Origin of the sequence: Streptomyces chattanoogensis (assembly GCF_001294335.1) — a bacterium.
GTDB lineage: Bacteria > Actinomycetota > Actinomycetes > Streptomycetales > Streptomycetaceae > Streptomyces > Streptomyces chattanoogensis.
In genome coordinates this window covers 20,963-45,040 of sequence record NZ_LGKG01000001.1, presented here as the reverse complement: position 1 = coordinate 45,040, position 24,078 = coordinate 20,963, and the positions used below count along the sequence as shown (strand labels likewise).

Genomic DNA, 24,078 nt, shown 5'->3' with positions numbered 1-24,078 from the left:
GGTAAGTTAGCGCCGCGGCCGTTCCGGCGTGCAGGCGCGGTTCTTCCCGCCGAGCCAGTGGCCCCGTTACACAGCCGAGTCCGGAGTGACGACCCGTGGCCGCAAGACCGTGCCGACAGGGAAGCCGTTTCCTCGTGAAAGTTGCTGGTCAGCGGGGGGGTGAGGTTTCGTCGGGGAGCTCGGGCCCGAGGACCGGGATGCCGGGCATCCCAACCGGTCCGAGTGGGACGCCGCGCCACTGCGCCCCTGCCCCACGGCCGTCTTCGTGCGGGAATATTGACCGGAACATGCCATAGCACCGACAGGCGGCTGGGGTTGGGGTGTTCACGCCGAACACCGGCTCCGCTGTCGAATGCCCCCACGTGCTCGTCCACCGGTGCCGCCGCACGCACGAACTCGGCATCGATCCCGACGCGTACGACCCGAAGCCCGACGTCGGCTTCACCCTGCTGCGCGAAGGGGATCCGAACGTCGTCGGCTTGGGCCAGGCCGCATGGGGCCGGGTGCGGCCAGGAGCGGTCAGGCGGCGAGCAGCCCCGTGCGCGCGGGCCGGTGTCCATGCCGCGCCGGCTGCGCCCGCGGCGACGACGCGGGCGCCGAGGCGTCAGGCGGGCTGGACGGTGATGGTGCAGAGGCGCTTGGTGGCCCGGGTCAGGGCTACGTACAAGTCCCTTTCCCCACCGGGGCGGGTCGTGATGATTTCCTCGGGGTTCATGACGACGACCCCGTCGAATTCCAGGCCGCGTGCTTCGGACGCCGGCACGATGCGTGCGTGGTGGGCGATGCCCTGGGCCGTCAGCTCGCTCACCCTGGTGTCCGCGCAGATCACTCCCAGAAGCTCGCGCGGGTGCGCGGTGCTCTGGGCGCGGAGTTCCTGAACGACGGCGGTGACCAACCCGTCCGGAGATGCGGTCACGGTGCGAGGGCTCGCACCGCTTCGCAGTGACCGTGTGGGCTTCTGGTCCGGAGCGATCCGCGTGAGCAGGTCCCGGACGCTCTCCAGAATCTCCTGCGTGGTGCGGTAGCTGACGGTCAGGTTGTGCAGTTGGAACCGCGGTCCGACGTGGGGGCTCAGTGCTTCCTTCCAGTCACGTGCTGACGCGACCGGGCCTGCCTGGGCGAAGTCACCCACCAGCGTCATCGCCTTTGCCGGGCAGCGGCGGACAATCATCCGCCACTGCATGGCGGTCAGTTCCTGCGCCTCGTCGACGACGACGTGCCCGTACGTCCGCTCAGGGGGGCCGTCGACCAGGTTCGCCGCCTCGTCCAGCACCGGCACATCGGCATCGGTCCACGGGTCGTCCGGACCGCGCAGCAGAAGGGACCGCTCCTGCGCGGTCAGGCGGGGCAGGCGCTCGGCGAGAGCGTCGGCGTTCGTCAGGAGCGCCTTCACGAGGTCACCGGGTACCAGCCGCGGCCACAACACCTCGACCGCTCCGTCGACGCCGGCGTCGTCGAGGAGATCGGCTCGGATGGCGTCCAGGTCCAGCTCGTGGACCGGACCTGAGTCGGCCGCACCTTCGGCACGGCGCTGGGCGACTCCCGTGAACCGGTCGAGGTTGATGCCCGTCATCCTTTCGGCATCGGCGTCGATCTGCTCCAGGAGGTCGCCCATGTCTCGTTGCATCGCGTCGGTGACGGCGTCGACCAGGAGCTCTTTGAACACCTGGCGCGCGGGGTTGTGCCCCTGTACGGCTGCCACGGCGGCGTCGCGTGCCGCGGCGACTTCCTCGCCGGAGAGGTGAACCAGCTCCTGTCCGACCCGCACGGTGAAGTCACCGGCGGGGGCTTGGTGGATGCGCAGCAGGCCGGCCAGGGCGTCGGCGAGGTCGGAGCTGCCCTTGAGACGCGCCGTATCGAACGGGCCCACCGTGTCCGTGGACACTCCGGCCAGTTCCTGGCAGGTCGCCAGAACGACGTCGTTCTCTCCGAGCGAGGGAAGGACCTGGGAGATGTAGTCGAGGAACCGAACGTTCGGGCCCACCACCAGGACACCCTCCTCCGTGGCGCGCGGGAACGCGTACAGGACATAGGCCGCCCGGTGCAGGGCGACCACCGTCTTGCCGGTGCCGGGCCCGCCCTGCACCACGGTCACCCCACGGTGGGCGGAGCGGACGATCTCGTCCTGCTCGGCCTGCAGCGTCGCGACGGCCGCGTGCATCCTGCCCGTACGCCGTGCCGACAGAGCCTCGGTCAACGGGCCGTCCCCCACGACGTCCTGGTCGGTCGGGGCGGTCCCGTCCAGCAGTTCGTCGCTCACCGAGATGACCGTGCGCTCCTCGAGGCGCAGGTGCCGGCGCCGCCGCAGGTCCATCGGGTGGACCGGTGTCGCCTCGTAGAAGGGCCGCGCCGCGTTCGCGCGCCAGTCCACGAGCAGAGGCAGGTCGTCCTCCTCCGTCTGCAGTCCGATCCGCCCGATGCGCAGGGCCGTGCCATCCCTCCAGTCGATCCGCCCGAAGACCAGCCCCTTTTCGGCGCCCTCCAGGCGGCCGATTTCCTTGGTCAGACGTTCGGCGGCGATTTCTCTCTCGTATGCCTCACCGGCGCTGTCCGCCGGGGCCTTCAGCACACTCGCTCGGTGTACTCGCGCCTCGGAAAGCCGCTCGGTGAGCAACTCATACAAGGAGGACACATAATCCTGCTCCGATTCAACCGCACGCACAGCGGGATCATTGATTTTCGACAACAGGGGTCTCCTTCGATTCGATCCATACGAGCGACCGAGGGCGTAGGGACGACATTGCCGCGCTCGGGAAAAGGGAAAAGATTCGGCGAGGTGACCGGCGCCATCGAGCTCACTGCCAGGGGACAGCTGACAGCCCATCACGCGGTGGATCGAGACTCGGGGCTGCGGGCATCTTCGTCATCCGGCTCCGGTGTCGGCCCCTTCTTCTTTCCGGCAACAGGCAAGGTAATCAGCAGCACGGCCGCTGCGAAGAGTGCGATGAGCATGATCCAGACCGCGCCGACGTGCATAGCGTGGATGAACGCATGATCGGCGGCCTGCGCAAGAGCGGGCCGGTCGAGAGTGGCGGCGACATGCCGAGCCTGTTCTGCGGAAACCCGGGCGCTATCCCGTAGCGCCTCCGGAACATCGCTCAGCGAGGGTTCGATTGCGCCTCGATAGGCGATCGACATGATCGTGCCGCCCACCGCGATCCCGATCACACTGCCGGCCTGTCGCGCCGTGTTGGTGACGGCCGACCCGGCACCGGACCGTTCCAGCGGCAGGCTGCTGAGCAGCGCTCCGGTCACCGGGGCCATCACCAAGCCGACGGAAAGTCCCTGCGCCGACAACAGGATCTCGATCCAGACGAGTGGGGTGTGCAGATCGAGAAATCCGACGGCGCCAAAGCTCAACGCCGCCACAGTGAGCGCCGGCACCGCGACAGGGCGCAGCGACCATCGGCCAACCAGACGTGCGCCCAGGGGCGCCCCTACGACAGCGCCGACCGCGGTCGGAACATTGGCCAGGCCGGCCTTCATCGGCGAGTAGCCCAATGCACCCTGCATATAGAACGCGTTGTAGAAAGTGACGGCAGCCACCGAAAAGAGCAGCAACGCCATGGCCGCATTGCCACCACCGAACACTCGCTGCGCAAACATCCGGGGATCGAAACTCGGTTCCTTGATTCTCAATTCGACGAGCACGAAAGCGGCCAGCAGGACAAGCCCGACCGCGACCGGCGCCCAGACGTCCGAACGGCTCCAGGCGTCCACCTGGCCCGCGCGGATCAGGCCGTAGGTCAACGCCGCGAGTCCGCCGGTCGACAGCAATATCCCAGCCGGGTCCAGCGGCCGCACGGTAGGGCTGCGAAAATTGGGAACCAGCAGGACGATCCCGGCCAATGCCAGCACGACTATCGGGACGTTGACGAGAAAGACCGAACCCCACCAGAAATGGCTGAGCAGAAGTCCCGCCAACACCGGACCCGCCGCCATTCCGACACCGGTGGATGTCGAAGAAACGGCGATTGCGGTTGCCCGCCCGGGGCCGGTGAAGGTCCACAACAGAATGGCGAAGTTGGCAGGCATGATCAGTGCGGCGCCGACTCCCATCGCGGCCCGGGCGGCAATCAGCTGGCCTGCATCGCCTGCGTACGCCGCCCAGATCGAGGCCCCGGCAAAGATCACCAAGCCGACTGCGAGCACATTCCGGTGGCCGAAGCTGTCGCCCACTGCGCCGGCGGTGAACATCAAGGTTGCGAAGACCAGGGTGTATGCGCCGGTGGCCCATTGCAGCTCGGCCGGGCTGGCGCCCAGTCCACGGACCGGGTCGGCAAGGGTCTCCAGAGTAATACTGAGGACGGTGTTGTCCAGCCAAATCAGCAGCGAACACACCATGAGAACGGCAAGAATTAACCGCTGCCTGGACTTCGGCAGCGTTGGAGGCGTAGCCATGAACACCTTCGGATATCGATCGGCGGGAGATTGAACGACGGGACTATAAGCAAACTCCACAACGCTGTCAATCTTGGAGTTTCTCTCCAAAACTGTTGCGGCCGAGCGAACTATATGCCTCCGCCGAATTTGCGGACTGAATAATTTTGTGCCTCTGGCGGATTTCCGAGCTCACGGATTTCCCCTCCGGGAGGGGATTGCGACTGAGCGGATTTTCTGCCTTCAGTGAGCTGTCGCACCGCGTCCTGCGACCCATATGGCTGCACACCTGGTCATCGAGCACCACCTGCTTCGACGCGGGGTCGCCCGCGGGCGTCTGGGGCAGGGATGCCGCGTTCGCGCAGCGGCGGCGCACCGGCACGCCGTGTCGGTGGAGGATCTCGCTGACCGTTCGGGGACCGATGCCGGCCTTGGTCGCGCGGAATCGGCTCGGACTGCGGTCTCGGCAGACGCCGGGTTCGGTCGCCCGGAGTCTGCGCAGCCGCGCGATCTCACCGGGCAGGGCGATGGCCTCCAACACGCCTTCGGGCAGCGGCTGTTCGGGTTCCGCGTCGATCCCCGTCATGGCGACATCGGACGTACGGGCCAGGGCCGCGACGCGACGCTGAGCAGCACCGGGACGCCGCGTCGTCGCACCGTCCTCTCCCAATGGGGCGAAGCACGCCGGATACGGAGGGAGTTGTCCACAGGACGGTTTTCCACAGGCCTGCCGGAATTCGCGTGGACGCGGAACACTGTGCGTACGGCGACGATCACCGCGCCGTGGCCACAATCGTTCGGCACGACTGGAACTGTCGCAACTACTGAACCTGCTGTAACTGCTGGAGGGGGATTCGCATGCCGGGGTCACTGGCTGTGCTGCGTGACGGGCACCGTGCGGAGGCGGAAGCGCTGGTGGCGCGGGCCGTGGAGGAGGAGGCTCGGCGTCCGGGCGGGCGGCTCGACGGGGGCGTGCTGCTCGGCAGGGCGCGCGCGGCGCTGGACGACATCGCGGGCAGCGCGGCGGAGGAGTACACCGCGTATGTGCGGGCGCTGGACGAGGCCGGGGCCGGGCAGCGCCCGCTGGCCGAGCGGCTGTCGCGCAAGGAGCTGGGCACTCCGGCGGTGGTGGCGGGCGTGGCGGCGCTGGCGGCCTTCGGTACGGACCTCGCGTACGGGACGGGCGCGGGCGCGGCATTGGGCGCCGGGGCCTCAGTACTGCTCGCCGGGGCCGGGGCCACGGTGGTGAAGCTGGCCGCGGGCCATCTGCCGGCGGCACACGAGCAGGCGGGGAAACGGGGCCAGCCCGGCGGCCTGGAGCAGTTGCGGCTGCAGTGGCTGACGGCGCTGGAGGTGCGCGGCATCCGGCCGTTCCTGGACCAGCAGCGGATGCTGGCGGGGGCCCGCGGCGGCACGGCGTCGAAGGCGGGCGGGACGACGGCCGCACCAGGGCCGCAGCTGCGCGGCGCGGACCGCAGCGCGGCGGCCCGGCAGCGGTCCGTACTGGAGCACTCGTTCTCCCAACTGCCCCGTTCCGACGGGCCGTTCGCGGGGCGCCGGGCGGAGCTGACGCAGATCGCGCAGTGGGTGCACGCGGCCCGCGCGAGTACGGAGACCAAGCCGACCGTGGTGGTGCTGCACGGCGAGCCGGGCTCGGGGCGTACGGCGCTGGCGGTGCGGGCGGCCCACCAGCTGCGCGATCAGTTCCGTGGCGCGTGTGTGGTGGATCTGCGCGGCGACACCCCCGGAGAGATGCCGCTGCCTACCCGGAACGCCCTGCTGCATCTGCTCAACCGCCTCGGCGCGCCCCGCGAGCAGCTGCTGTTCCGCGAGCGCACCGCCCAGGAGCAGCACGTCAAGCGGCTGACCGAGCTCTATCACCAGCATGTGGCGGGCCTTCCGGTGACGGTCCTGCTCGACGATGCCTCCGATCCGGAACAGGTGCGCACGCTGGTGCCGGACCGCTCGGACAGCCTGGTGCTGGTCACCTCCCGTGAGCCACTGGAGCTGCCCGCGGACCTCCAGGCCTGGGTGCATCAGCTGCCGATGGGCCCGCTGGACGCGGCGGGCACCGAGGAGCTGCTGCGGGCGGCGGGCGGCGCGGAGGAGGCGACCGCGGGCACGGCGGGTCCGTACGACGCGCAGGCGATCGAGAAGATCTCCGAGCAGTGCGCGGGACTGCCGCTGGCCCTGCGGGCGGCGGGCTCCTCGCTGGGCTCACGCACCCCGTCCGAGCTGGCCGCGGATCTGGCGTCGTACGCCTCGGCGACGCCGGTGGAGCGGGCCCTGTCGCTGCGCTACGCCGATCAGCCGGAGGCGGCCCGGCGGCTGCTGCGCCGGCTGGCCCTGGTGGGCCGGGCGTCCCTGGGCGCGGCGGCCGCGGCGGCGCTGCTGGGCGTGGCGAATGCCGAGGCGGAGCGGCAGTTGACGACGCTGGCCGGGGCCGGGCTGATCGAGCATGTGCGGGGCAGGCGCTACCGCCTGCATGCGCTGGTGCACCGCTTCGCCTACGGCCGGCTGACGGCGGAGGAGGCCCCGGAGGAGCGGGTCGCGGCCCAGGAGCGGCTGATCCGCGGCTATGCGGAGCTGGCCGACTCGGTCATCCGCCTGGTCGACGGCCGTACGTCGACGCGCGCCGACCGTTTCGGCTCGCACGGCTTCACCTCGCTGGACGCCGCCCTGCAGTGGCTGGACGACGAGTCCAGCTTCATCACGGCCGCGCTGGCACACGCCGACCAGGAGGTGGACCAGGCGACGGTCTCGCATCTGCTGGGCGCGCTGGCCGACTACTGCCTGCTGCGCGGCGACCTCTACCGCCTCGGCGAGCTGAACGACCTGACCAGGGCGGTGGGCCAGGGCCTGCTGATGCGCTCGGTGCAGTGGCGTACGGGTGTCGCGGCCCGCCAGCTCGGCGAGCTGGACAAGGCGCGGACGACGCTGTCGTCGGTGGTGGACCTGTACTTCGAGGCGCAGCATCCGGCGGGCGCCGCCCGTGCGCTGCGCGATCTGGGCATCACCCTCCAGCAGCAGGGCAATCTCACCGAGGCCGCGGCCAAGCTGCGGGAGGCGCTGGAGATGCAGTCCGGCCCCGATATGCACGGCGACCGGGCCTGGACGCTGCATGCGCTGGCGGCCGTGGAGCGGGACCGGGCGGGGATCGCCGAGGCGCTCGCCCTGCTCCGCGAGGCGCTGGAGCTGCACGAGGAGAGCGAGAGCGTGCACGGCCAGGCGTGGGCGCACTTCCAGCTCGGCCAGGTGTATCTGCGGATGGGCGAGGTGCCGCGGGCGGAGGAGTCGCTCCATGCCGCGCTGGAGCTCTACGGGCGGACGCAGGACGAGCGCGGCGAGGCCTGGGCGATGACCCAGCTGGCGCGCGCCCGGCTGGTGGCCGGCGATCCGGACCCCGCCGCGGACCGGCTGCGCCAGGCGCTGACGCTCCATCAGCGGCATGAGGACGCCCGCGGCGAGGCCTGGACGATGTACTACCTGGGCCAGGCGCTGGAGGAGCGCGGCGAGCAGGACGCGGCGCTGCGGCAGCTGGAGCGGTCGCGCACGATGTTCAGCCGGATGCAGGACGGCTACGGCCTGGCCTGCGCCCGGCATCATTCGGGGCGGGTAACCCGGGATCTGCGGGCCGCACAGACCGGTTCGCTGCGCAACAGCGGCTTCGCCCGGCAGCTGCTCCAGGACGCGCGCAAGGACTTCCAGCGGATCGCGGTGCCGCACGGCGAGGCCTGGTCGTGCCTGGAGCTGGTGATCATCGACGCGGGAAACGGCCGGGCGGCGCAGGCGCTGGAGCTGGCCGACGAGGCGGCGCGGATCTTCGCCGGGTACGGCGACCTGCGCGGCGAGGACTGGGCCCGGTTCCTGCGCTGCACGCTGCTGCCGTTCGCCTCACTGGGCGGCTCGGTGGTGGGCACGGCCGTGGCACAGGAGGAGCTGGCGCAGCTCCTACGGGAGTCGCACGCGTCCCGCGACGGAAAGCTGACGGAGTGCGCGGAGGCGTTCGCGCTGCTGCTGGAGCGCGGCGTGGAGCCGGAGACGGGGTGGCAGGCATGGCGGCTCGGCATGCTGCCGGGCCGCCATGCGCGCGAGGTCATGGGCATATCCGTCGCGCCGGCCGCCGCGGACTGACGCCGGGCCGCGGGGCGACGGGCCCTGCCCGGGGTACGGCTCGCCGACCGCTTGGATCAGCGAGCCGCCGGGCCGGTCGGCCGGCCGTAACCCATCGGCCGGCCGTCCACCGTCACCCGGTCCTGAGGCGCGGGGGCGAGGACCCTCAGCCGGCCTTCGGCTTCGGCACCGTCGGAGCGGCCGGGGCCGTCGCCTCGCCCTCCTCCGGGGCCTCCACGAAGTCCACCTTCCGCATGTGCTTGTTCATGGACTTCATCAGCAGCCACACGGCGCCGCCGATGATCGCGAAGACGATGAAGCCGAGGACGCCGGGGGTCACCTTGTTCTTGTCGAAGCTGTCGGCAAGGGTGACGAAGTGCGTCAGGGCGAGGGTGCTGGTCGCGCTCATCATGGGGTCAATTGTTGCGGATGCCCGCGAAGAGGTCGTCCTCGGGGAGGGAGGTGTCCACGAGCGACTTCGCGAGCTCGTACTCCTCCGTCGGCCAGACCTCGCGCTGGATGTCCATCGGGACCCGGAACCACCCGCCGTCGGGGTCGATCTGGGTGGCGTGGGCGATCAGCGCCTTGTCCCGGATCTCGAAGAAGTCGGCACACGGGATGTAGGTGGTCAGGGTGCGCTCGCGCTGCTCGAACTGCTTCCAGCGCTCCAGCCACTCGCCGTACGGCGAGTCCATGCCGCGCTCCAGCAGCGCCTCGTGCAGCGCGATGGTGCGCGGCTTGTTGAAGCCCTGGTTGTAGTAGAGCTTCTGGGGCTGCCAGGGTGCACCGGCCTCCGGGTACTTCTCCGGGTCGCCGGCCGCCTCGAAGGCCACCATCGTGATCTTGTGGGTCATGATGTGGTCGGGGTGCGGATAACCGCCGTTCTCGTCGTAGGTCGTGATGACCTGCGGCTTGAACTCACGGATCAGCCTGACCAGCCGCCCGGCCGCCTCCTCGACGTCCTGCAGCGCGAAGCAGCCCTCGGGCAGCGGCGGCAGCGGGTCGCCCTCGGGCAGCCCGGAGTCGACGAACCCCAGCCACTCCTGCTTGACGCCCAGGATCTCCCGGGCCTCGTCCATCTCCTTCTTCCGCACCTCGTGAATGTGCTCCTCGATGTACGGGTCGCCCTGAAGCTTGGGGTTGAGGATGGAACCTCGCTCGCCTCCTGTGCAGGTGACGACCAGCACGTCCACCCCCTCGGACACGTACTTGGCCATGGTGGCCGCACCCTTGCTCGACTCGTCGTCGGGGTGGGCATGGACCGCCATCAAACGCAGCTGCTCAGTCAAGACTCGATCCTCAGTGAAGGCTGGGTAAGGCTGGATGAAAGGCTCAAGAAGTTGCCTCCTATAGTGACCGAAGCGAGGGGGCGCTGTATTCCCACGGGGCACAGACCGGCAAGGCTCTGCCGGCCCCGGCCCCCGTACCAGGAGGACTGATCATGACGGCGGTGCGCGACGGGCTCCCGGAAGGACGCTACGGCCGCCCCGCGGACCAGCGCGCGGACCGCAAGCTCAAGATCATCGGCGCGGTGCTGGGCGCCGGGCTGCTCGGCGTGGTCGTCTGGGCGGGCGCCTCGTACATCGCCCGGCAGGATCTCAGCGGCCGCGTGATCACCTGGGACGCGGTGTCCGACAGCGCGGTCAGGATCCACCTCGAAGTGATCAAGAACAAGGACGACAAGGGCGTGTGCACGCTGCGGTCGCAGGCGGCGGACGGCTCCGAGGTGGGCCGTAAGGACGTCACCATCGACCAGCGCACGGACCAGGTGAACACCGAGATCACCCTGCGCACCACCAAGCGGGCGACCAATGCCGTACTGGTCGGCTGCCAGGCGGCCCGCGGCAACTGACCAGGGCATGACAGATTCCCGCCACCGCGCCTCCGGCATGCCCGGGGCAAGGGGCCGGGCGCGTCGCGAGGCGACACCGGCCGACCGCCTCTGAGCAGCGACGATGTGGCGGCGGGTGTGAGCTGTGGAATTCCCCCTCCCCGTTTTGTGCCGGAATTGTTAGGCTCGTGGTTTCGCCCACCCGTGAAGGCGCAAACCTTCCTGGTAGGGCGTTTGATTTATCCCCAGTACCGACGAGGAGCACCTGTGACCCAGACCAGCGAGAACGTCACCTGGCTTACCCAGGAGGCGTATGACCAGCTCAAGGCCGAGCTGGAGCACCTGTCTGGTCCCGCCCGCGCCGAGATCACCGAGAAGATCGCGGCGGCCCGCGAGGAAGGTGACCTGAAGGAGAACGCCGGGTACCACGCGGCCAAGGAAGAGCAGGGCAAGCAGGAGGCTCGCGTCCGCCAGCTGAAGCAGCTGCTGGAGACCGCGAAGGTCGGCGAGGCTCCTGCCGCCAATGGCTCCGTGGCTCCCGGCATGGTCGTCACCATCGCGTTCGACGGAGACCCGGACGACACCCTTGAGTTCCTTCTGGCCTCGCGCGAGTACGCGAGCTCGAACATCGAGACCTACTCCCCGCAGTCCCCGCTGGGCGCGGGCGTGAACGGCAAGAAGATCGGCGACACCGCGGAGTACGAGCTCCCGAACGGCAAGAAGGCGGCCGTGAAGATCCTCGAGGCCAAGCCGTACAGCGCCTGAGGCCGACCGACGCCAGTCACACAGGGCAGAAAGCGGCCCGGAGCCTGAAGAGCGCTCCGGGCCGCTTCGCCGTACCTACGGGCCTTGGTGGACGGGCCTCGGGGACCGCGCTGCGGGGCCCCCTCAGGCCGTCGCCGACCGGTACTTGCGCACCGCCAGCGTCCGGAACACGGCGATGATCAGCAGCGACCAGATCACCGACGCCACCACCGGATGCTCCATCGGCCAGGCACCGGTCACCGACTTCGGGACATGCTGGTTGGTGTTGCCGAACAGCTCCCGGGCCGCGGCCACCGTCGCACTGAACGGGTTCCACTCCGCCACGTGCTGCAGAACGGCCGGCATGCCGTTGACCGGCACGAACGCGTTCGAGATGAAGGTCAGCGGGAAGAGCCAGATCAGGCCGCCGGAGGTCGCCGCCTCGGGGGTGCGCACCGAGAGGCCGATCAGCGCGCCGATCCAGGAGAAGGCGTAGCCGAGCAGAAGCAGCAGCGCGAAGCCGGCCAGCACCTTGGCGAGGTTCTCGTGCGTACGCCACCCGATCAGCAGCGCGACGACGGCCAGCACCACCAGGGTGAGCGCGGTCTGCACCAGATCGGCCAGGGTGCGGCCGGTGAGCACCGCGCCGCGGGACATCGGCAGCGACCGGAACCGGTCGATCAGCCCCTTGTGCATATCGTCGGCGATGCCCGCGCCGGCACCTGCCGTGGCGAAGGTGACCGTCTGCGCGAAGATGCCCGCCATCAGGAATTCGCGGTACGCCTGGGCGTTGCCGGACGGGGCGCCGGGGATGAGGATGGAGCCGCCGAAGACGTAGGTGAACAGCACCACGAACATGATCGGCTGGATCAGCCCGAAGATCACCACTTCGGGGATACGCATCATCCGGATCAGATTGCGCTTGCCCACCACCAGGGAGTCGCGTACGGACCCGCCGATGCCGCCGCGCTGCCGCGGGCTGTGGACCGGGGCCGGGGGCTGTGCCTGCTGGCTCGCCGTCGTCACTTCACGCCCTCCTTGTCGGCCGTTCCGCGGTCCCCGTCGGCCGTCCCGCCGCCCGCCGTCTCCCGTACGGCGGCCGGCTCGCCCGGTCCGGTGGCCTTCCGGCCCTTCTTCTGACGTCCTCCGGTGCCGCCGTCGGCATCCGCGCCGCTCTCCCCGCTCCCGTCCGCGGCCTCCGCCACATGCCCCGTCAGCGAGATGAAGACATCGTCGAGCGTCGGCCGGCGCAGCCCGATGTCGTCGATCTCCACGCCGCGGGTGTCCAGTTCCCGGATGATCTCGGCGAGCAGCTTGGCACCGCCGGCCACCGGGACGGTGATCTTGCGCGTGTGCGGTTCGATGGTGCCCTCGCCCTTGCCGAAGCCGTTCAGCACGGCCTCGGCGACGGGGATGTGCTCGGCAGCGTGCACCACGACCTCGACGCGCTCTCCTCCGGTGCGCGCCTTGAGCTGGTCGGAGGTGCCCCGGGCGATGACCTTGCCGTGGTCGACGACGCAGATGTCGTGCGCGAGGCGGTCCGCCTCCTCGAGGTACTGCGTGGTGAGCAGCAGGGTCGTACCGCCCGCGACCAGCTCCTCGATGACCTCCCACAGCGCCTGGCGGTTGCGCGGGTCCAGGCCGGTGGTCGGCTCGTCCATGAACATCACGGGCGGGCTGACGACCAGTGCCGCCGCCAGGTCGAGACGGCGGCGCATACCGCCGGAGTAGGTCTTGGCCGTGCGGTCCGCGGCGTCCGAGAGATTGAAGCGTTCCAGCAGCTCACCGGCCCGGCGCTTGGCGTCCCGGCCGCTCATCTGGTAGAGCTGGCCGACCATCGTGAGGTTCTCCCGGCCGGTCAAGTACTCGTCCACGGCGGCGAATTGGCCGGACAGTCCGATGGCGCGGCGCACCCGGTCGGGGTGCGCGAGGACATCTATCCCGGCAACTTCGGCTCGTCCGCGGTCAGGCCGGAGCAGGGTCGTCAGGACCCGTACGGCGGTGGTCTTGCCGGCGCCGTTCGGGCCGAGCATCCCCAGTACGGTCCCTTCGGGTACGTCGAGATCGACGCCGTCCAGAGCCCGTACCTCACCGAATGTTTTCACCAGACCTTCGGCGTAAATAGCGCCTGGCATATGGGTACTCCCATGGCTTGGGTCAGTTCCAGGTCGAATATACGGTTGCCGGACTTTGCACGCCCTGTGAGCATTTCTGCGCTCGGGCACACATGCTTGCGTGCACTTACCTTCGTCCGTGCGCATCTGCCTGCTGCGCCGTCCGCGCACGGCCGCCCGTGCGCGTCTGCCGACGCGGCTGCCGTGTCCGTACGCCGGCACGCAGATGCCCGCAACGGGCCGCCACGACGCACCGGCGGCCCGACACGGGGATGCTACTCCCAACGCGATACATCGCGACAGGGATTATGGAGGCGGGCCGGGCACCCGCGGGGCACCCCGTCCGCCGGGCAGGCGCGACGCGAGCCGACCACCGTCAGGCGATCACGTGATAGCCCGCCGCCCGCAGCGCCGCGCCGACCTCGGCACAGTGTTCCGGGCCCTTGGTCTCCAGCTGGATCTCCACCTCCACCTCGGTCAGACCGAGCCGGGGGTCGAGCCGTACATGTCCCACGTCCAGAACGTTGGCGTCGGCCGTCGAGAGCACGCCCAGCAGCGTCGCCAGCGCGCCCGGGCGGTCGGTCAGACGCAGCCGGAGCGAGAGGTAGCGCCCGGCGGCGGCCATGCCGTGCCGCAGGACACGCTGCATCAGCAGCGGGTCGACGTTGCCGCCGGACAGCACCGCGACGACCGGCCCCTCGAAGGTCTCCGGGTGGGACAGCAGCGCCGCCACCGGGCTCGCCCCGGCCGGCTCCACCACCTGCTTCGCCCGCTCCAGGCACAGCAGCAGCGCGCTGGAGAGCTCGTCCTCGGAGACCGTGCGGACCTCGTCCACCAGCTCGTGGACGATCCGGAACGGCACATCACCGGGCCGCCCGACCTTGATCCCGTCCGCCATCGTGGTCAGCGTCTCGATGGACACCGGGTGCCCGGCCTCCAGCGACGGCGGATAGCAGGCCGCACCCGCCGCCTGCACCCCGATGACCCGCACATCCGGCCGCAGCGCCTTGACCGCCAGCGCGATCCCGGCGGCCAGCCCGCCACCGCCGATGCCGACGACGATCGAGCGCACCTCCGGGCACTGCTCGAGGATCTCCAGGCCGAGCGTGCCCTGGCCGGCGATGATGTCCAGGTGATCGAAGGGGTGGATGAAGACCGCCCCGGTCTGCTGCGCGTGCTCCTCGGCGGCGGCCAGCGTCTCGTCCACCACCTGGCCGTGCAGCCGCACCTCGGCGCCGTACTCGCGGGTCGCGGCGACCTTCGGCAGCGGCGCGCCCACCGGCATGAACACCGTCGAGCGCACCCCCAGCAGCGACGCCGCCAGCGCCACGCCCTGCGCATGGTTGCCCGCGCTCGCCGCCACCACACCGGCCGCCCGCTCCTGCGGGGAGAGCGCGGCGATGCGTACGTAGGCGCCGCGGATCTTGAAGGAGCCGGTGCGCTGGAGGTTCTCGCACTTGAGATGCACGGGGGAACCGAGCAGCCCGGACAGATAGCGGCTGCCCTCCAAAGGAGTGGTGCGGCAGACGCCGGAGAGCAGCTTGTGCGCCTCGCGTACGTCGTCGACGGTAATCGCGGCAATCGGGTCCTCGGCGTCCGCGACCCCGGCGATCGCGGCGTCGGCGGGGACCTCGGCGGCGAGGGACTCCTGTGGCGTACGAGGCGTGTGATCTGCCATGGCGCCAGTCTCCCAGTTCGGCCCGTCCCGGGCCTTTTCGACCGTATGGCGAGACCGCCGTACGGTGCGGAGCGATCCGGCCCGAGGGCGCGGAATGGTCTCGGCCATCTCACGGGGCGTTATCGGTACGGCAGGGCCGGTACGGTCCGGGCAGGGTCCGCGTACGCTGTCCTCCCATCCATCCCGCACCTCCATGAAGCGAGCTCCCGGCCATGCCCACCCCTCCGGACATGACGACCCATCCCGACACCGCTCTCCTCGACGCGCTGCAGCACCAAGTGGCCGTCTTCGCCCGCCGCGCCGAGCAGAGCCGGCTGGGTGGCGTCGGGCAGGCGCGCAACTCCATGGACCGCGCCGCCTATCTGCTGCTCAACCGCCTCGACCAGGAGGGACCGATGGGCGTCAAGGCCCTGGCCTGCGGGATGGGCATCGACTCCTCGACGGTCACCCGCCAGGTGGCGCCCCTGGTGGACTCCGGTCTGGTCAGCCGTGCCACGCACCCCGAGGACGGCCGGGCCGTGGTGCTCGAACTGTCCGAGCGCGGCCGCACCCGTCTGGAGGAGGTGCGTGCGTCGCGCCGTGCGCTGATGGCCCTGGTGACGGAGGGCTGGTCCGAGGACGACCGGGACGCCTTCTGCGCGCTCCTCACCCGCTTCAACACCTCCCTCGCCACGCTCACCACCTCGCTCTCGCCGGCGGGTCCGGCGTCCTGACGCACCGGGCCTCCTGACGGCCGCCCGGCCCCGCTTCGTCACGCCTCCTGCCGCGCCCCTTGACCGGACGCCCGCTCTGCCGTGCCATGGAGGGCCAGGGCTGCCGGGGGGCCGGGGCAGCGGATCCGTCAGCCGGGAGGGGCGGTGCGAGAGCGGCGGTGGGCGCGGGAGCGCTGCCGTGCCCGGGAGTTCGAGTCCTTCGTGGCGGGCGCGGCGGGGCGGCTGCTGCATGCCGCCGCCCTGCTCACCGGCGAGCCGGACGGCCAACCGGCCCCGGCCGCCGAGGAGTTGCTGATCTGCGCACTGTCGCGGACGTACGCGGCCTGGGACCGGCTGCGCGGCGAGGACCCGTACGACCGCGCCCGCCGGGAACTCACCGCCGGTTTCCTGCACACCACCCGCCGGCACCGCAGGCCGCGCGGCGGCCTCCTGGACCGGCTCCCGCCCCGGGAGCGGCTGGTCCTCGTCCTGCTGCTCCACGAGGACGTGGCCGAGGAACAGACCGCGGCCCAACTGGGCCTGCCCGCCGAGCGGGTGCACGCGCTGTTCCGGCACGCCGTCTCGGAGATGCGCAGCAGCCGCCCGGAACCGGCCCCGGCCCCGGCCCCGCCATGAGCGGGCCCGACCGCAAGGAGACCGAGGTACGGCGCATGCTGGCCGGGCCGCCGCCGCCCGTACCGCCCGATCTGGCCGCACGGGCCGTCGCCCGCGGCCGCCGCCTCATGGCGCGGCGCCGCCTTCTGCGCCGGATCGGCTGGCTGTTCGCGCTCCTCGCGCTGGCGGCGCTGCTGACTTGGTCGGCGGACCGGCCGTGGCTGCCGCCGCCGGCCCGCACCACCCCTCCGGCGGAGGGGTGGTGAACCGCCTGACGGGCGGGAATCGCTCAGCCGGCCCGCATCACCCGAGCGCCTGCGTCAGGTCCGCCAGCAGATCGTCGACGGACTCGATGCCGACCGACAGGCGCACCAGATCGGCCGGGACCTCCAGCGCGGAACCGGCCGTCGAGGCGTGCGTCATCCGCCCCGGGTGCTCGATCAGCGACTCCACGCCGCCCAGCGACTCCCCGAGGGTGAACAGCTTCGCCCGGTTGCAGACCTCCACGGCCTCCTGCTCGCCGCCCGCGACCTGGAAGGACACCATGCCGCCGAAGGAGCGCATCTGCTTGGCGGCGACCTCGTGGCCGGCGTGCTCGGACAGTCCCGGGTAGTAGACGCGGGTGACCTTCTTGTGGGAGGTCAGCAGTTCCGCGACCCGCGCCGCATTGGCGCTGTGCCGGTCCATCCGTACGGCCAGGGTCTTGATGCCGCGCATCACCAGCCAGGCGTCGAAGGGCCCGGCGATCGCGCCCATCGCGTTCTGGTGGTAGGCGAGTTCCTCGCCGAGGGTGTCGTCGTTGACGACCAGCGCGCCGCCGACGACGTCCGAGTGCCCGCCCATGTACTTGGTCGTCGAATAGACCACCACGTCCGCGCCCAGGGCGAGCGGCTGCTGGAGGTAGGGGCTGGCGAAGGTGTTGTCGACGACGAGCTTGGCTCCCGCGTCCCGGGCGATACCGGCCAGCGCCGCGATGTCGCTGATGCCGAGCAGGGGGTTGCTGGGCGTCTCGACCCAGATCGCCTTCGTACGGGGCCGCAGCGCCGCGCGTACGGCCTGCGGGTCGGAGGTGTCGGCCACCGACCACTCCACACCCCACCGCTCGACGACCTTCGCGAAGAGGCGGAAGGTGCCGCCGTAGGCGTCGTTCGGGATGACGACATGGTCGCCGGGGGCCAGCAGCGTGCGCAGCAGGCAGTCCTCCGCGGCGAGGCCGGAGGCGAAGGCGAGGCCGCGGCGCCCGCCGTCGAGGGCGGCGAGATTGTCTTCAAGGGCGGTACGGGTCGGGTTGGCGCTGCGGCTGTATTCGTATCCGCCGCGCAGCCCGCCCACGCCGTCCTGCTTGTAAGTGGAAACCTGGTAGATGGGCGGCACCACCGCGCCGGTGGCCTGGTCGGGCTCCTGACCTGCGTGGATGGCAAGGGTTTCGAAGTGCTGGTGGCGCTCTTCGCGCTGTTCGCTCATGCCTGCCGAGGGTAGTCGGCCGCGCAAGGGGCCTCCGCGGAACTTTTTGGTTCCCTGGATAGTGAAATACAGAGGTAACAGGAGAGTGCGCCGACGGCTCACCCTCGCCCCTCATCGTGACCCTGCCCCACCCGCCACCACTCCGACCGGGACACACCACATGGACGCTCTGCTCGTGCTCCTCGCCGCGACCGCACTCGGCGGTTGCGTCTTCCTGCCCTGGATGCGGCGCCGGCGGGCCGTACAGCAGACCCGGCAGGGTCTGGTGGTGGCCGCCGACCCGATGGCCGGCTACGGCTTCGTGCCGCTGGACGAACTCGACGTCCGCCTGCCGGGCCCGGACCAGGAGCTGGACGATGCGCTCAAGGAGATACGGCGTACCCACGACTGGCGCCCGGCGGCCGAGCTGCTGAAGGCCACCGGGGACGACTGGGAGCTGCGCTGGCAGCGGGTGCAGACGCTGGCGGGCTCGGCGGCGTTCGAGCTGGCGCGGGAGGGCGCCGAGGACGCCGCGCGCGGCGACGGGCGGCGCAGCGGCGGCATCTGGCTGCGCACCTGGCGCCTGGAGTCCCCCAAGGACGCCGGCGGTGCGCAGACGCACGCCCAGTTCCTCGTCCTGCAGGCGCTGCGCGACCCCGGCTCCCAGGACTTCCGCATGATCCTCGAGGAGGCCCGTACGGTCTGCCGGGAGGCGGCCCTGCTGGCACCGGGCAGTCCGATCCCGTACATCACCGAGCTGGCCGTGGCCCGTGGCCTGAACGACCGGCCCGCCGACTACGAAGAGCTCTGGTCCAAGGTCGCCCAGCGCGCCCCGCATCACATGGGCGCGCATCTGGCCGCGCTCCCGTACTGGTCGGAGAAGTGGCACGGCTCCCGCAAGGAGGCCGAGGCGTTCGCGGAGCGCGCGGCGGCCGGTGCGCCGGAGAACAGCCTGCTGCCCGCCCTTCCCCTCTTCGCGGTCTACGAGCACCTCCCCGAGGCCAACATGGTCCGCAGCCTCTACCAGAGCGCGGTGATCGAGCGGGCCGTCGAGGGCGCCCATTTCGCCCTCGGCCAGGCCCCCGCCGACCACCCGATGGCCCCGCACGTCCGCCATCTCCTGGTGTGGTTCCTGGTCCGCGCCGAGCGCTATGCCGAGGCGATGGAACAGCTCCGCCTGGTCGACGGCCATGTGGGCGCCGTCCCGTGGTCCTACGGCCGCAGCCCCGCCGCCGAGTACGCCGCCTACCGGGCCCTGGCCATCGCCGGCTGGGAGCAGATGGGCGGCACGTCGGCGGGCTTTCCGCCGGAGGGGCGCTGAGCGCCGCCGGCACCCGTACGGACCCGGGCCCCGGCCGCGCGGAATGCGGTCCCGCCGCAGAATGTTGCCCCAGTAGCCGCGACCGCCTCACCGCCACGTCCGTCCGCACCGCCAGTCCGTCCTCGTAGCAGCGCCCGTCCCCGCCTCATCCTCTGGAGCCTGATCCTGATGCTGTTCTCCCGCTTCAAGACCCATCTCCCCACCCCCGAGGAAGCGCTGAAGGGCCGCCCCGAGCCGGACTTCACCGTCCCCGCCCGGCACACCGTCCTCGGCAACCCGCTGCTCGGCCCGTACCCCGAGGGCCTGGAGACCGCCGACTTCGGGCTGGGCTGCTTCTGGGGCGCCGAGCGCAAGTTCTGGCAGGCCGACGGCGTCTGGACCACCCTCGTCGGCTACCAGGGCGGCCACACCCCGAACCCCACCTACGAAGAGGTCTGCAGCGGCCACACCGGCCACACCGAGGCCGTCCGCGTCGTCTACGACCCCGCCGTCGTCCCCTACACCGCCCTCCTCAAACTCTTCTGGGAATCCCACGACCCCACCCAGGGCTTCCGCCAGGGCAACGACGTGGGCACCCAGTACCGCTCCGCCGTCTACACCCACTCCCCCGCCCAGCAGGCCGCCGCCGAGTCCTCCCGCGACGCCTACCGCACCGTCCTGCAGAATTCCGGCTACGGAGACATCACCACCGAAATCCTCCCCGCCGAGGGCCGGCCCTTCTATCCGGCGGAGGGGTACCACCAGCAGTACCTGGACAAGAATCCGGCGGGGTACTGCGGGATCGGGGGGACGGGCGTGTCCTGCCCGGTCGGCGTCGCCAAAGCGGACGGCTGACCTCTTCGCCGGCAGCATCTGCCCGCAGTTCGATACATGACCACAACGTAGCGACAGCGGAAAGCACCCAGAACGCCTCTGCCGACGCAGGGCCCCTCGAACATCGACTCCGAGGTGGAGTGGGTCTGAGGGGCCTTCGGGCCGTCATGCGGACCCCTGGGCCGTCCGATGGCCGGCAGGGCGTCGCCCACCGTGACCGGTAGGTTCACAATTTCCGGGCCGCACCCGTTTCGTCGAGAGGGCCGCCTCGCGCTTCACCTTCACCATGATGCGGGCGCGGTCCTCACCGGTCGGGCTCCGGGCGTCTTCGAGTCGTTCCGTGACACGGGGTGGCCAGCACCTGATCGCCCGGACCGGGCGTACGACTCGACCGCCGCCACGGGGGCCTTCGGCCGCAGCCGACAGACGACTTCTAATGACGATGCTGGCGCGGCGCCGCTTCGGCCCTTTCGTGATCCCAGCCGGCCTTACGGGAAATCCAGCGGGGCGCCACTTCGGCCTTATGGTGAGCCCAAGCGGTCCTGTGGGAAGTCTGACGGGGTGCCGCTCCGGTCTCATGGTGAGCCCAAGTACCGGAAGGCTGGCGGGGCGCCGTTTCAGTCTTATGGTGAACCCAAGCAGTCCTGTGGGAAGGCTGACGGGGCGCCACTTCGCCCTTATGGTGACGCCATACGGTCTTACCAGAAGACCTGGGTGGCACCGCGTCTGGCTTTTTACCCCCTTTACCGTAATGGACAGCCACTACTCTCGCGACAGCCGTGACAGGCGCAAAGATGCCCGCGACGATCACCATACCGAGCACCCCATATACCGCATCCGGGACTCCTTTAATCAAATCCACCAGTTGCCACACCACTCCAATTGCGATCCAGTTACACCAGATGAATAGCAGCCAGTAAATGATCCGCCATATTTGCGCAGCAGTTCCGTGAATCTCCCGAAGCAGGAGCAGGCGACGCAGGGCAGGCTTCTGCTTCGATTGAGGCAGGGGCACCTTCCTTTGAGAACTTTCCACCGCCGCATAGCATCTGTCCAGCCAGTCTTGGGCTGTACGGGAATCCTCCCCCAGCGGGCCCAGTAGTTGACGAGCCCGTATCCAGGCGTGAATGAATTGCACCTCGGCTTGCCCTATTTCAACTTCACGCCGCATCTGGTGATAAAGGCTCTTTTGCGTGCGGTAATCCTTGATCAGGATACCCAGGGCGCCCATCGCCCCTGTCAGAACTGGCACCAAGAGCGGAATGACGAACTCAAGTGATTGCGTACCCGTCATCAGATTCGTTCACCCGCCTGACGAAATACATCCCACGTCAGCGAAGCAAGAGACACCAAGGCCCTACATCTAGCGTGCCCCTTCACGTCGCTCGGAGCAATGCGAGCGCAATACAAGGCTCAGTCGAGATCGTCCGCGGTCGGGCATTGCGCACCGCGCCCAGGGGCCCGCCAAGAGCGGGCCTCCTGCGCATACCCCGACGCCTGCCAGGAGGCGGGCCCGACGCACCAGGGGTGCACACGGAGCGACACCTCGACGACCCCCGCGCCGCGCCGCAGGACGACCCGGCCGCGACCATTGCCCGCCTCGAATCCGAACTCGCCGCCTGGCGCCCGCGGCGGCGAGGGCCACCGTTATGAGAGCTGCATGGCTACGACCGCTTTTAAGTCGATTACCAGTCGTCTCGCGGAGGAGTCATATCGGCGATGGATTGACGATCTGACTCAGAGCGCTGACAAGGAATCGAGCAATCCTGTTCCGCCGCATGGAAACTGACCTTTTATCTTGCAGCCCGGCACGGGATGACACATTGCAGAGGAGCGAGAGGGCCGCAACAGTCGTCGGCGGAAGACAGTCCGCAGTGGCCCTGTCTCGTATCCACTCCCGTCCCCCGATACCGCCGATGGCGAGTCCGGCACACGCGGGCCGGGGTGGCAGACCGAGGAGCAGTACGGCGACTTCGTGGCGGCGTACGGGCCCTCCGACGGCTGATCACCCGGTCCCACGACTCTCCCCCGGCAGGCAGGCTGCGCGCCCCGCCGGCGGATGGCGCTCCACGGAGCGGCGGCTCGAAAAGAAGTTGGACGAGACGTTTCGTCTCTCTTAGGGTGAGGGCGTGACGGACCAAAAGCAGGTAAAACGCGCCCATATCGCCATGTTCTCCATAGCCGCCTATGGGCATGTGAACCCGAGCCTCGAAGTGATCCGCGAGCTCGTCGCCCGAGGGCATCGCGTCACGTACGCGATTCCTCCCCGCTTGAAGGAGGAGGTCGCCGCGACCGGTGCCGAGCCGGTCCCGTACCGCACGACGCTGCCGTCGCCCGACAGCGACCCGTCCGCGTGGGGGACCACGCTCCTCGACAACGTCGAGCCGTTCCTGGACGACGCGATCCAGGCGCTGCCGCAGCTCATCGAGGCGTATCAAGGGGACGAGCCGGACCTCGTGCTGCACGACATCACCTCGTATCCGGCGCGCGTCCTTGCGCACCGCTGGGGTGTGCCCGCGATCTCCCTCTCGCCGAACCTCGTCGCGTGGGACGGGTACGAGGAGGAGGTCGCCGAGCCGATGTGGGCGGAGCCCAGGGCGACCGAGCGTGGCAGGGCGTACTACGCGAAGTTCACCGACTGGCTTGCGGAGAACGGGATCACGCAGCACCCCGACCCGTTCGTCGGCCGCCCCGCCCGCTCGATCGTGCTCATCCCGAAGGCGCTGCAGCCGCACGCCGACCGGGTCGACGAGACGGTCCACTCCTTTGTCGGCGCCTGCCAGGGGGACCGCACCGCGCAGGGCGGGTGGGAGCGGCCCGCGAACGCCGAGCGGGTGCTGCTCGTCTCGCTCGGCTCGTCCTTCACCAAGCAGCCGGATTTCTACCGCGAGTGCGTCAAGGCGTTCGGCGGCCTGCCGGGCTGGCACGTCGTGCTCCAGGTGGGCAAGCACGTCACCGCCGACGAGCTCGGGGAGGTCCCGGACAACGTCGAAGTGCACCACTGGGTACCGCAGTTGGCGATCCTGCGGGAGGCCGACGCGTTCATCACGCACGCCGGCGCGGGAGGCAGCCAGGAGGGCCTGGCCACCGCCACGCCGATGGTGGCCGTCCCGCAGGCCGTCGACCAGTTCGGCAACGCGGACACGCTCCAGGGGCTCGGCGTGGCCCGCCACGTCCCGGTGGACCAGGCGGACGCCGCAACCCTCCGTGCGGCGGTGCTCGCGCTCGTCGCCGACCCGGAAGTGGGCCGCCGCCTCACGGCCGTCCAGCGGGAGATGGCTGCCGAGGGCGGCACCCGGCGGGCGGGCGACCTCATCGAGGCCGCATTGCCCGCCGGATAGAGGCACCGGCAGCGTGTCCGCAGTCCGGCGCGTTCGTTGGCCACCGCGCTGGTGATGGCGGGTGTGGGTACGTCAGGAGCGTGGAGCAGTGGCCCGTTGGATCGTGATCAACGTCCCGTCCTGGCTGCTGCTGGCGGGGCTCGTCGCCGGTGTCGTCGGCGGTACAGCGGGCGTCCAGGCGTTCGTCCGGCACCGTTTCCCCCGCCTCCGGCAGGGCAGGCAGAACGAGGTCGCACAGTTCGTCTTCCCCGTCATCGCTGTCGTCTACGGGTTCCTCGTCGGCTTCATCGTCCTCGCGCTCTGGGGCCAGGTGAACACGGCGGACCAGACGACGCGGACCGAGGGCGCCATGGCGGCGCAGATGGCCAGGGGACTCGAGGTGTTCGGGAAGGCCGAGAGCGCACGGCTCCGGCAGGGGCTGTGGGAGTACGGCCGGGCGGCGGCGGCCGAGTGGCCCGGCGCCGCGTCCGGCCGTACCGCGCCCGAGGCCGAGCGCGCACTGAACCGCCTGCACACCGCGTACGAGAACCTCGAGCCCCGCAACGACACCCAACGGGCGTTCCTCACCAGCTCGCTCGCGTCCCTGAAGGAACTGAGCCGCGCACGCACGGAACGGCTGCTCGAGGCACGCACCAACACCGGTCCGCCGCTGTCCTTGTGGATGGTGATCTTTCTGACCAGTGGCCTGGTCCTCGGGTTCTCCGTCGTCTTCGGCTGCGAGCAGGCTCTGACGCACTACGGGATGGTCGGGGCGGTGAGCGTCCTCGTCGCCGCCAACCTGTTCCTCGTCACGGAACTGTCGTATCCCTTCCTCGGTGAGTTCTCGACGTCGCCGGAGCCGCTGCGTGCGGTGCTGCAGGTCCTGTCGTCGCCCCGGTAGACGCGCAGTCGCGTGGTGGTTCCTTCACCACGCGTAGGCGAACGGTCCGAATAGCGGGCGTTCACGTCATACGTACCAGGCGTCCCCGCAGACTCGTGCGGCTCTCCGAACGT

General features: G+C 70.1%; 20 protein-coding genes. 10 read left to right on the top strand and 10 right to left on the bottom strand.

Annotated elements, in window-relative coordinates:
* Positions 1 to 604 precede the first annotated feature (604 nt).
* The 3 genes from ADL29_RS00185 to ADL29_RS43915 form a co-directional block, all read right to left on the bottom strand.
* Positions 605 to 2,632: a HelD family protein gene (locus tag ADL29_RS00185; protein ID WP_053922196.1), complete on the bottom strand. Its 2,028-nt coding sequence runs from the start codon at positions 2,630 to 2,632 to the stop codon at positions 605 to 607.
* 191 nt (positions 2,633 to 2,823) lie between these two features.
* The gene (locus ADL29_RS00180) at positions 2,824 to 4,401 is read right to left on the bottom strand and encodes an MFS transporter (RefSeq protein WP_053921781.1); all 1,578 of its coding nucleotides are present in this window, start codon (positions 4,399 to 4,401) and stop codon (positions 2,824 to 2,826) included.
* Positions 4,402 to 4,468: 67 nt separating this feature from the next.
* On the bottom strand, positions 4,469 to 4,966 hold the full coding sequence (locus tag ADL29_RS43915) for a hypothetical protein (RefSeq protein ID WP_169795173.1): 498 nt from the start codon (positions 4,964 to 4,966) through the stop codon (positions 4,469 to 4,471).
* A 272-nt stretch (positions 4,967 to 5,238) separates the two neighbouring features.
* Between ADL29_RS43915 and ADL29_RS00175 the strand changes: the two genes are divergently transcribed.
* Positions 5,239 to 8,514 (top strand): ATP-binding protein, encoded by a 3,276-nt coding sequence (locus ADL29_RS00175; RefSeq protein WP_053921780.1) that lies wholly within the window; start codon positions 5,239 to 5,241, stop codon positions 8,512 to 8,514.
* A gap of 145 nt (positions 8,515 to 8,659) precedes the next feature.
* On the opposite strand, the gene ADL29_RS00170 is transcribed toward ADL29_RS00175, so the two are convergent.
* Both ADL29_RS00170 and mca read right to left on the bottom strand, forming a co-directional pair.
* A complete protein-coding gene (locus ADL29_RS00170) occupies positions 8,660 to 8,905 on the bottom strand; it encodes a hypothetical protein (protein WP_046926266.1) in 246 nt (81 codons plus the stop codon).
* Between the two features lie 4 nt (positions 8,906 to 8,909).
* Entirely contained in the window at positions 8,910 to 9,782 is an 873-nt protein-coding gene (mca, locus tag ADL29_RS00165) for a mycothiol conjugate amidase Mca (protein WP_046926267.1), read from the bottom strand.
* 152 nt (positions 9,783 to 9,934) lie between these two features.
* On the opposite strand from mca, the gene ADL29_RS00160 reads away from it, so the two are divergent.
* Both ADL29_RS00160 and greA read left to right on the top strand, forming a co-directional pair.
* Positions 9,935 to 10,345, top strand: a complete 411-nt coding sequence (locus tag ADL29_RS00160) for a DUF4307 domain-containing protein (RefSeq protein WP_053921779.1) — start codon at positions 9,935 to 9,937, stop codon at positions 10,343 to 10,345.
* Between the two features lie 246 nt (positions 10,346 to 10,591).
* Positions 10,592 to 11,089, top strand: coding sequence for a transcription elongation factor GreA (greA, locus tag ADL29_RS00155; RefSeq protein ID WP_053921778.1), 498 nt, complete (start codon positions 10,592 to 10,594; stop codon positions 11,087 to 11,089).
* A 123-nt stretch (positions 11,090 to 11,212) separates the two neighbouring features.
* Here the strand turns inward: greA and ADL29_RS00150 are convergent, their stop codons facing one another.
* The 3 genes from ADL29_RS00150 to ilvA all read right to left on the bottom strand — a co-directional run bounded on the left by ADL29_RS00150 (position 11,213) and on the right by ilvA (position 14,860).
* Complete coding sequence (locus ADL29_RS00150; RefSeq protein ID WP_053921777.1) at positions 11,213 to 12,094, bottom strand: ABC transporter permease; 882 nt, start codon at positions 12,092 to 12,094, stop codon at positions 11,213 to 11,215.
* Positions 12,091 to 13,203 carry an ATP-binding cassette domain-containing protein gene (locus tag ADL29_RS00145; RefSeq protein ID WP_053921776.1) on the bottom strand — a complete coding sequence of 371 codons (1,113 nt, stop codon included), beginning with the start codon at positions 13,201 to 13,203 and terminating at the stop codon, positions 12,091 to 12,093. Before ADL29_RS00145 ends, ADL29_RS00150 begins: the two co-directional genes overlap by 4 nt.
* A 355-nt stretch (positions 13,204 to 13,558) precedes the next feature.
* Positions 13,559 to 14,860 (bottom strand): threonine ammonia-lyase, encoded by a 1,302-nt coding sequence (gene ilvA, locus ADL29_RS00140; RefSeq protein ID WP_078970622.1) that lies wholly within the window; start codon positions 14,858 to 14,860, stop codon positions 13,559 to 13,561.
* Between the two features lie 212 nt (positions 14,861 to 15,072).
* Between ilvA and ADL29_RS00135 the strand changes: the two genes are divergently transcribed.
* The 3 genes from ADL29_RS00135 to ADL29_RS44760 all read left to right on the top strand — a co-directional run bounded on the left by ADL29_RS00135 (position 15,073) and on the right by ADL29_RS44760 (position 16,433).
* A complete protein-coding gene (locus ADL29_RS00135) occupies positions 15,073 to 15,573 on the top strand; it encodes a MarR family winged helix-turn-helix transcriptional regulator (protein WP_053921775.1) in 501 nt (166 codons plus the stop codon).
* 144 nt (positions 15,574 to 15,717) lie between these two features.
* Positions 15,718 to 16,188, top strand: coding sequence for a sigma factor-like helix-turn-helix DNA-binding protein (locus ADL29_RS44765; protein ID WP_053921774.1), 471 nt, complete (start codon positions 15,718 to 15,720; stop codon positions 16,186 to 16,188).
* A complete protein-coding gene (locus ADL29_RS44760) occupies positions 16,185 to 16,433 on the top strand; it encodes a hypothetical protein (protein WP_053921773.1) in 249 nt (82 codons plus the stop codon). Before ADL29_RS44765 ends, ADL29_RS44760 begins: the two co-directional genes overlap by 4 nt.
* Positions 16,434 to 16,470: 37 nt before the next feature.
* On the opposite strand, the gene ADL29_RS00120 is transcribed toward ADL29_RS44760, so the two are convergent.
* Positions 16,471 to 17,631 carry a cystathionine gamma-synthase gene (locus ADL29_RS00120; RefSeq protein ID WP_053921772.1) on the bottom strand — a complete coding sequence of 387 codons (1,161 nt, stop codon included), beginning with the start codon at positions 17,629 to 17,631 and terminating at the stop codon, positions 16,471 to 16,473.
* Positions 17,632 to 17,791: 160 nt separating this feature from the next.
* Between ADL29_RS00120 and ADL29_RS00115 the strand changes: the two genes are divergently transcribed.
* A complete protein-coding gene (locus tag ADL29_RS00115; protein ID WP_053921771.1) occupies positions 17,792 to 18,931 on the top strand; it encodes a hypothetical protein in 1,140 nt (379 codons plus the stop codon).
* 168 nt (positions 18,932 to 19,099) lie between these two features.
* Positions 19,100 to 19,765, top strand: coding sequence for a peptide-methionine (S)-S-oxide reductase MsrA (gene msrA / locus ADL29_RS00110; protein ID WP_053921770.1), 666 nt, complete (start codon positions 19,100 to 19,102; stop codon positions 19,763 to 19,765).
* Positions 19,766 to 20,177: 412 nt separating this feature from the next.
* On the opposite strand, the gene ADL29_RS43255 is transcribed toward msrA, so the two are convergent.
* Positions 20,178 to 21,038 (bottom strand): hypothetical protein, encoded by an 861-nt coding sequence (locus ADL29_RS43255; protein ID WP_157878348.1) that lies wholly within the window; start codon positions 21,036 to 21,038, stop codon positions 20,178 to 20,180.
* 835 nt (positions 21,039 to 21,873) lie between these two features.
* Between ADL29_RS43255 and mgt the strand changes: the two genes are divergently transcribed.
* The gene (gene mgt, locus ADL29_RS00105) at positions 21,874 to 23,085 is read left to right on the top strand and encodes a macrolide-inactivating glycosyltransferase (RefSeq protein WP_063788361.1); all 1,212 of its coding nucleotides are present in this window, start codon (positions 21,874 to 21,876) and stop codon (positions 23,083 to 23,085) included.
* An 88-nt stretch (positions 23,086 to 23,173) separates the two neighbouring features.
* The gene (locus ADL29_RS00100) at positions 23,174 to 23,965 is read left to right on the top strand and encodes a bestrophin-like domain (protein ID WP_245689077.1); all 792 of its coding nucleotides are present in this window, start codon (positions 23,174 to 23,176) and stop codon (positions 23,963 to 23,965) included.
* The last annotated feature ends 113 nt before the right edge of the window (positions 23,966 to 24,078 follow it).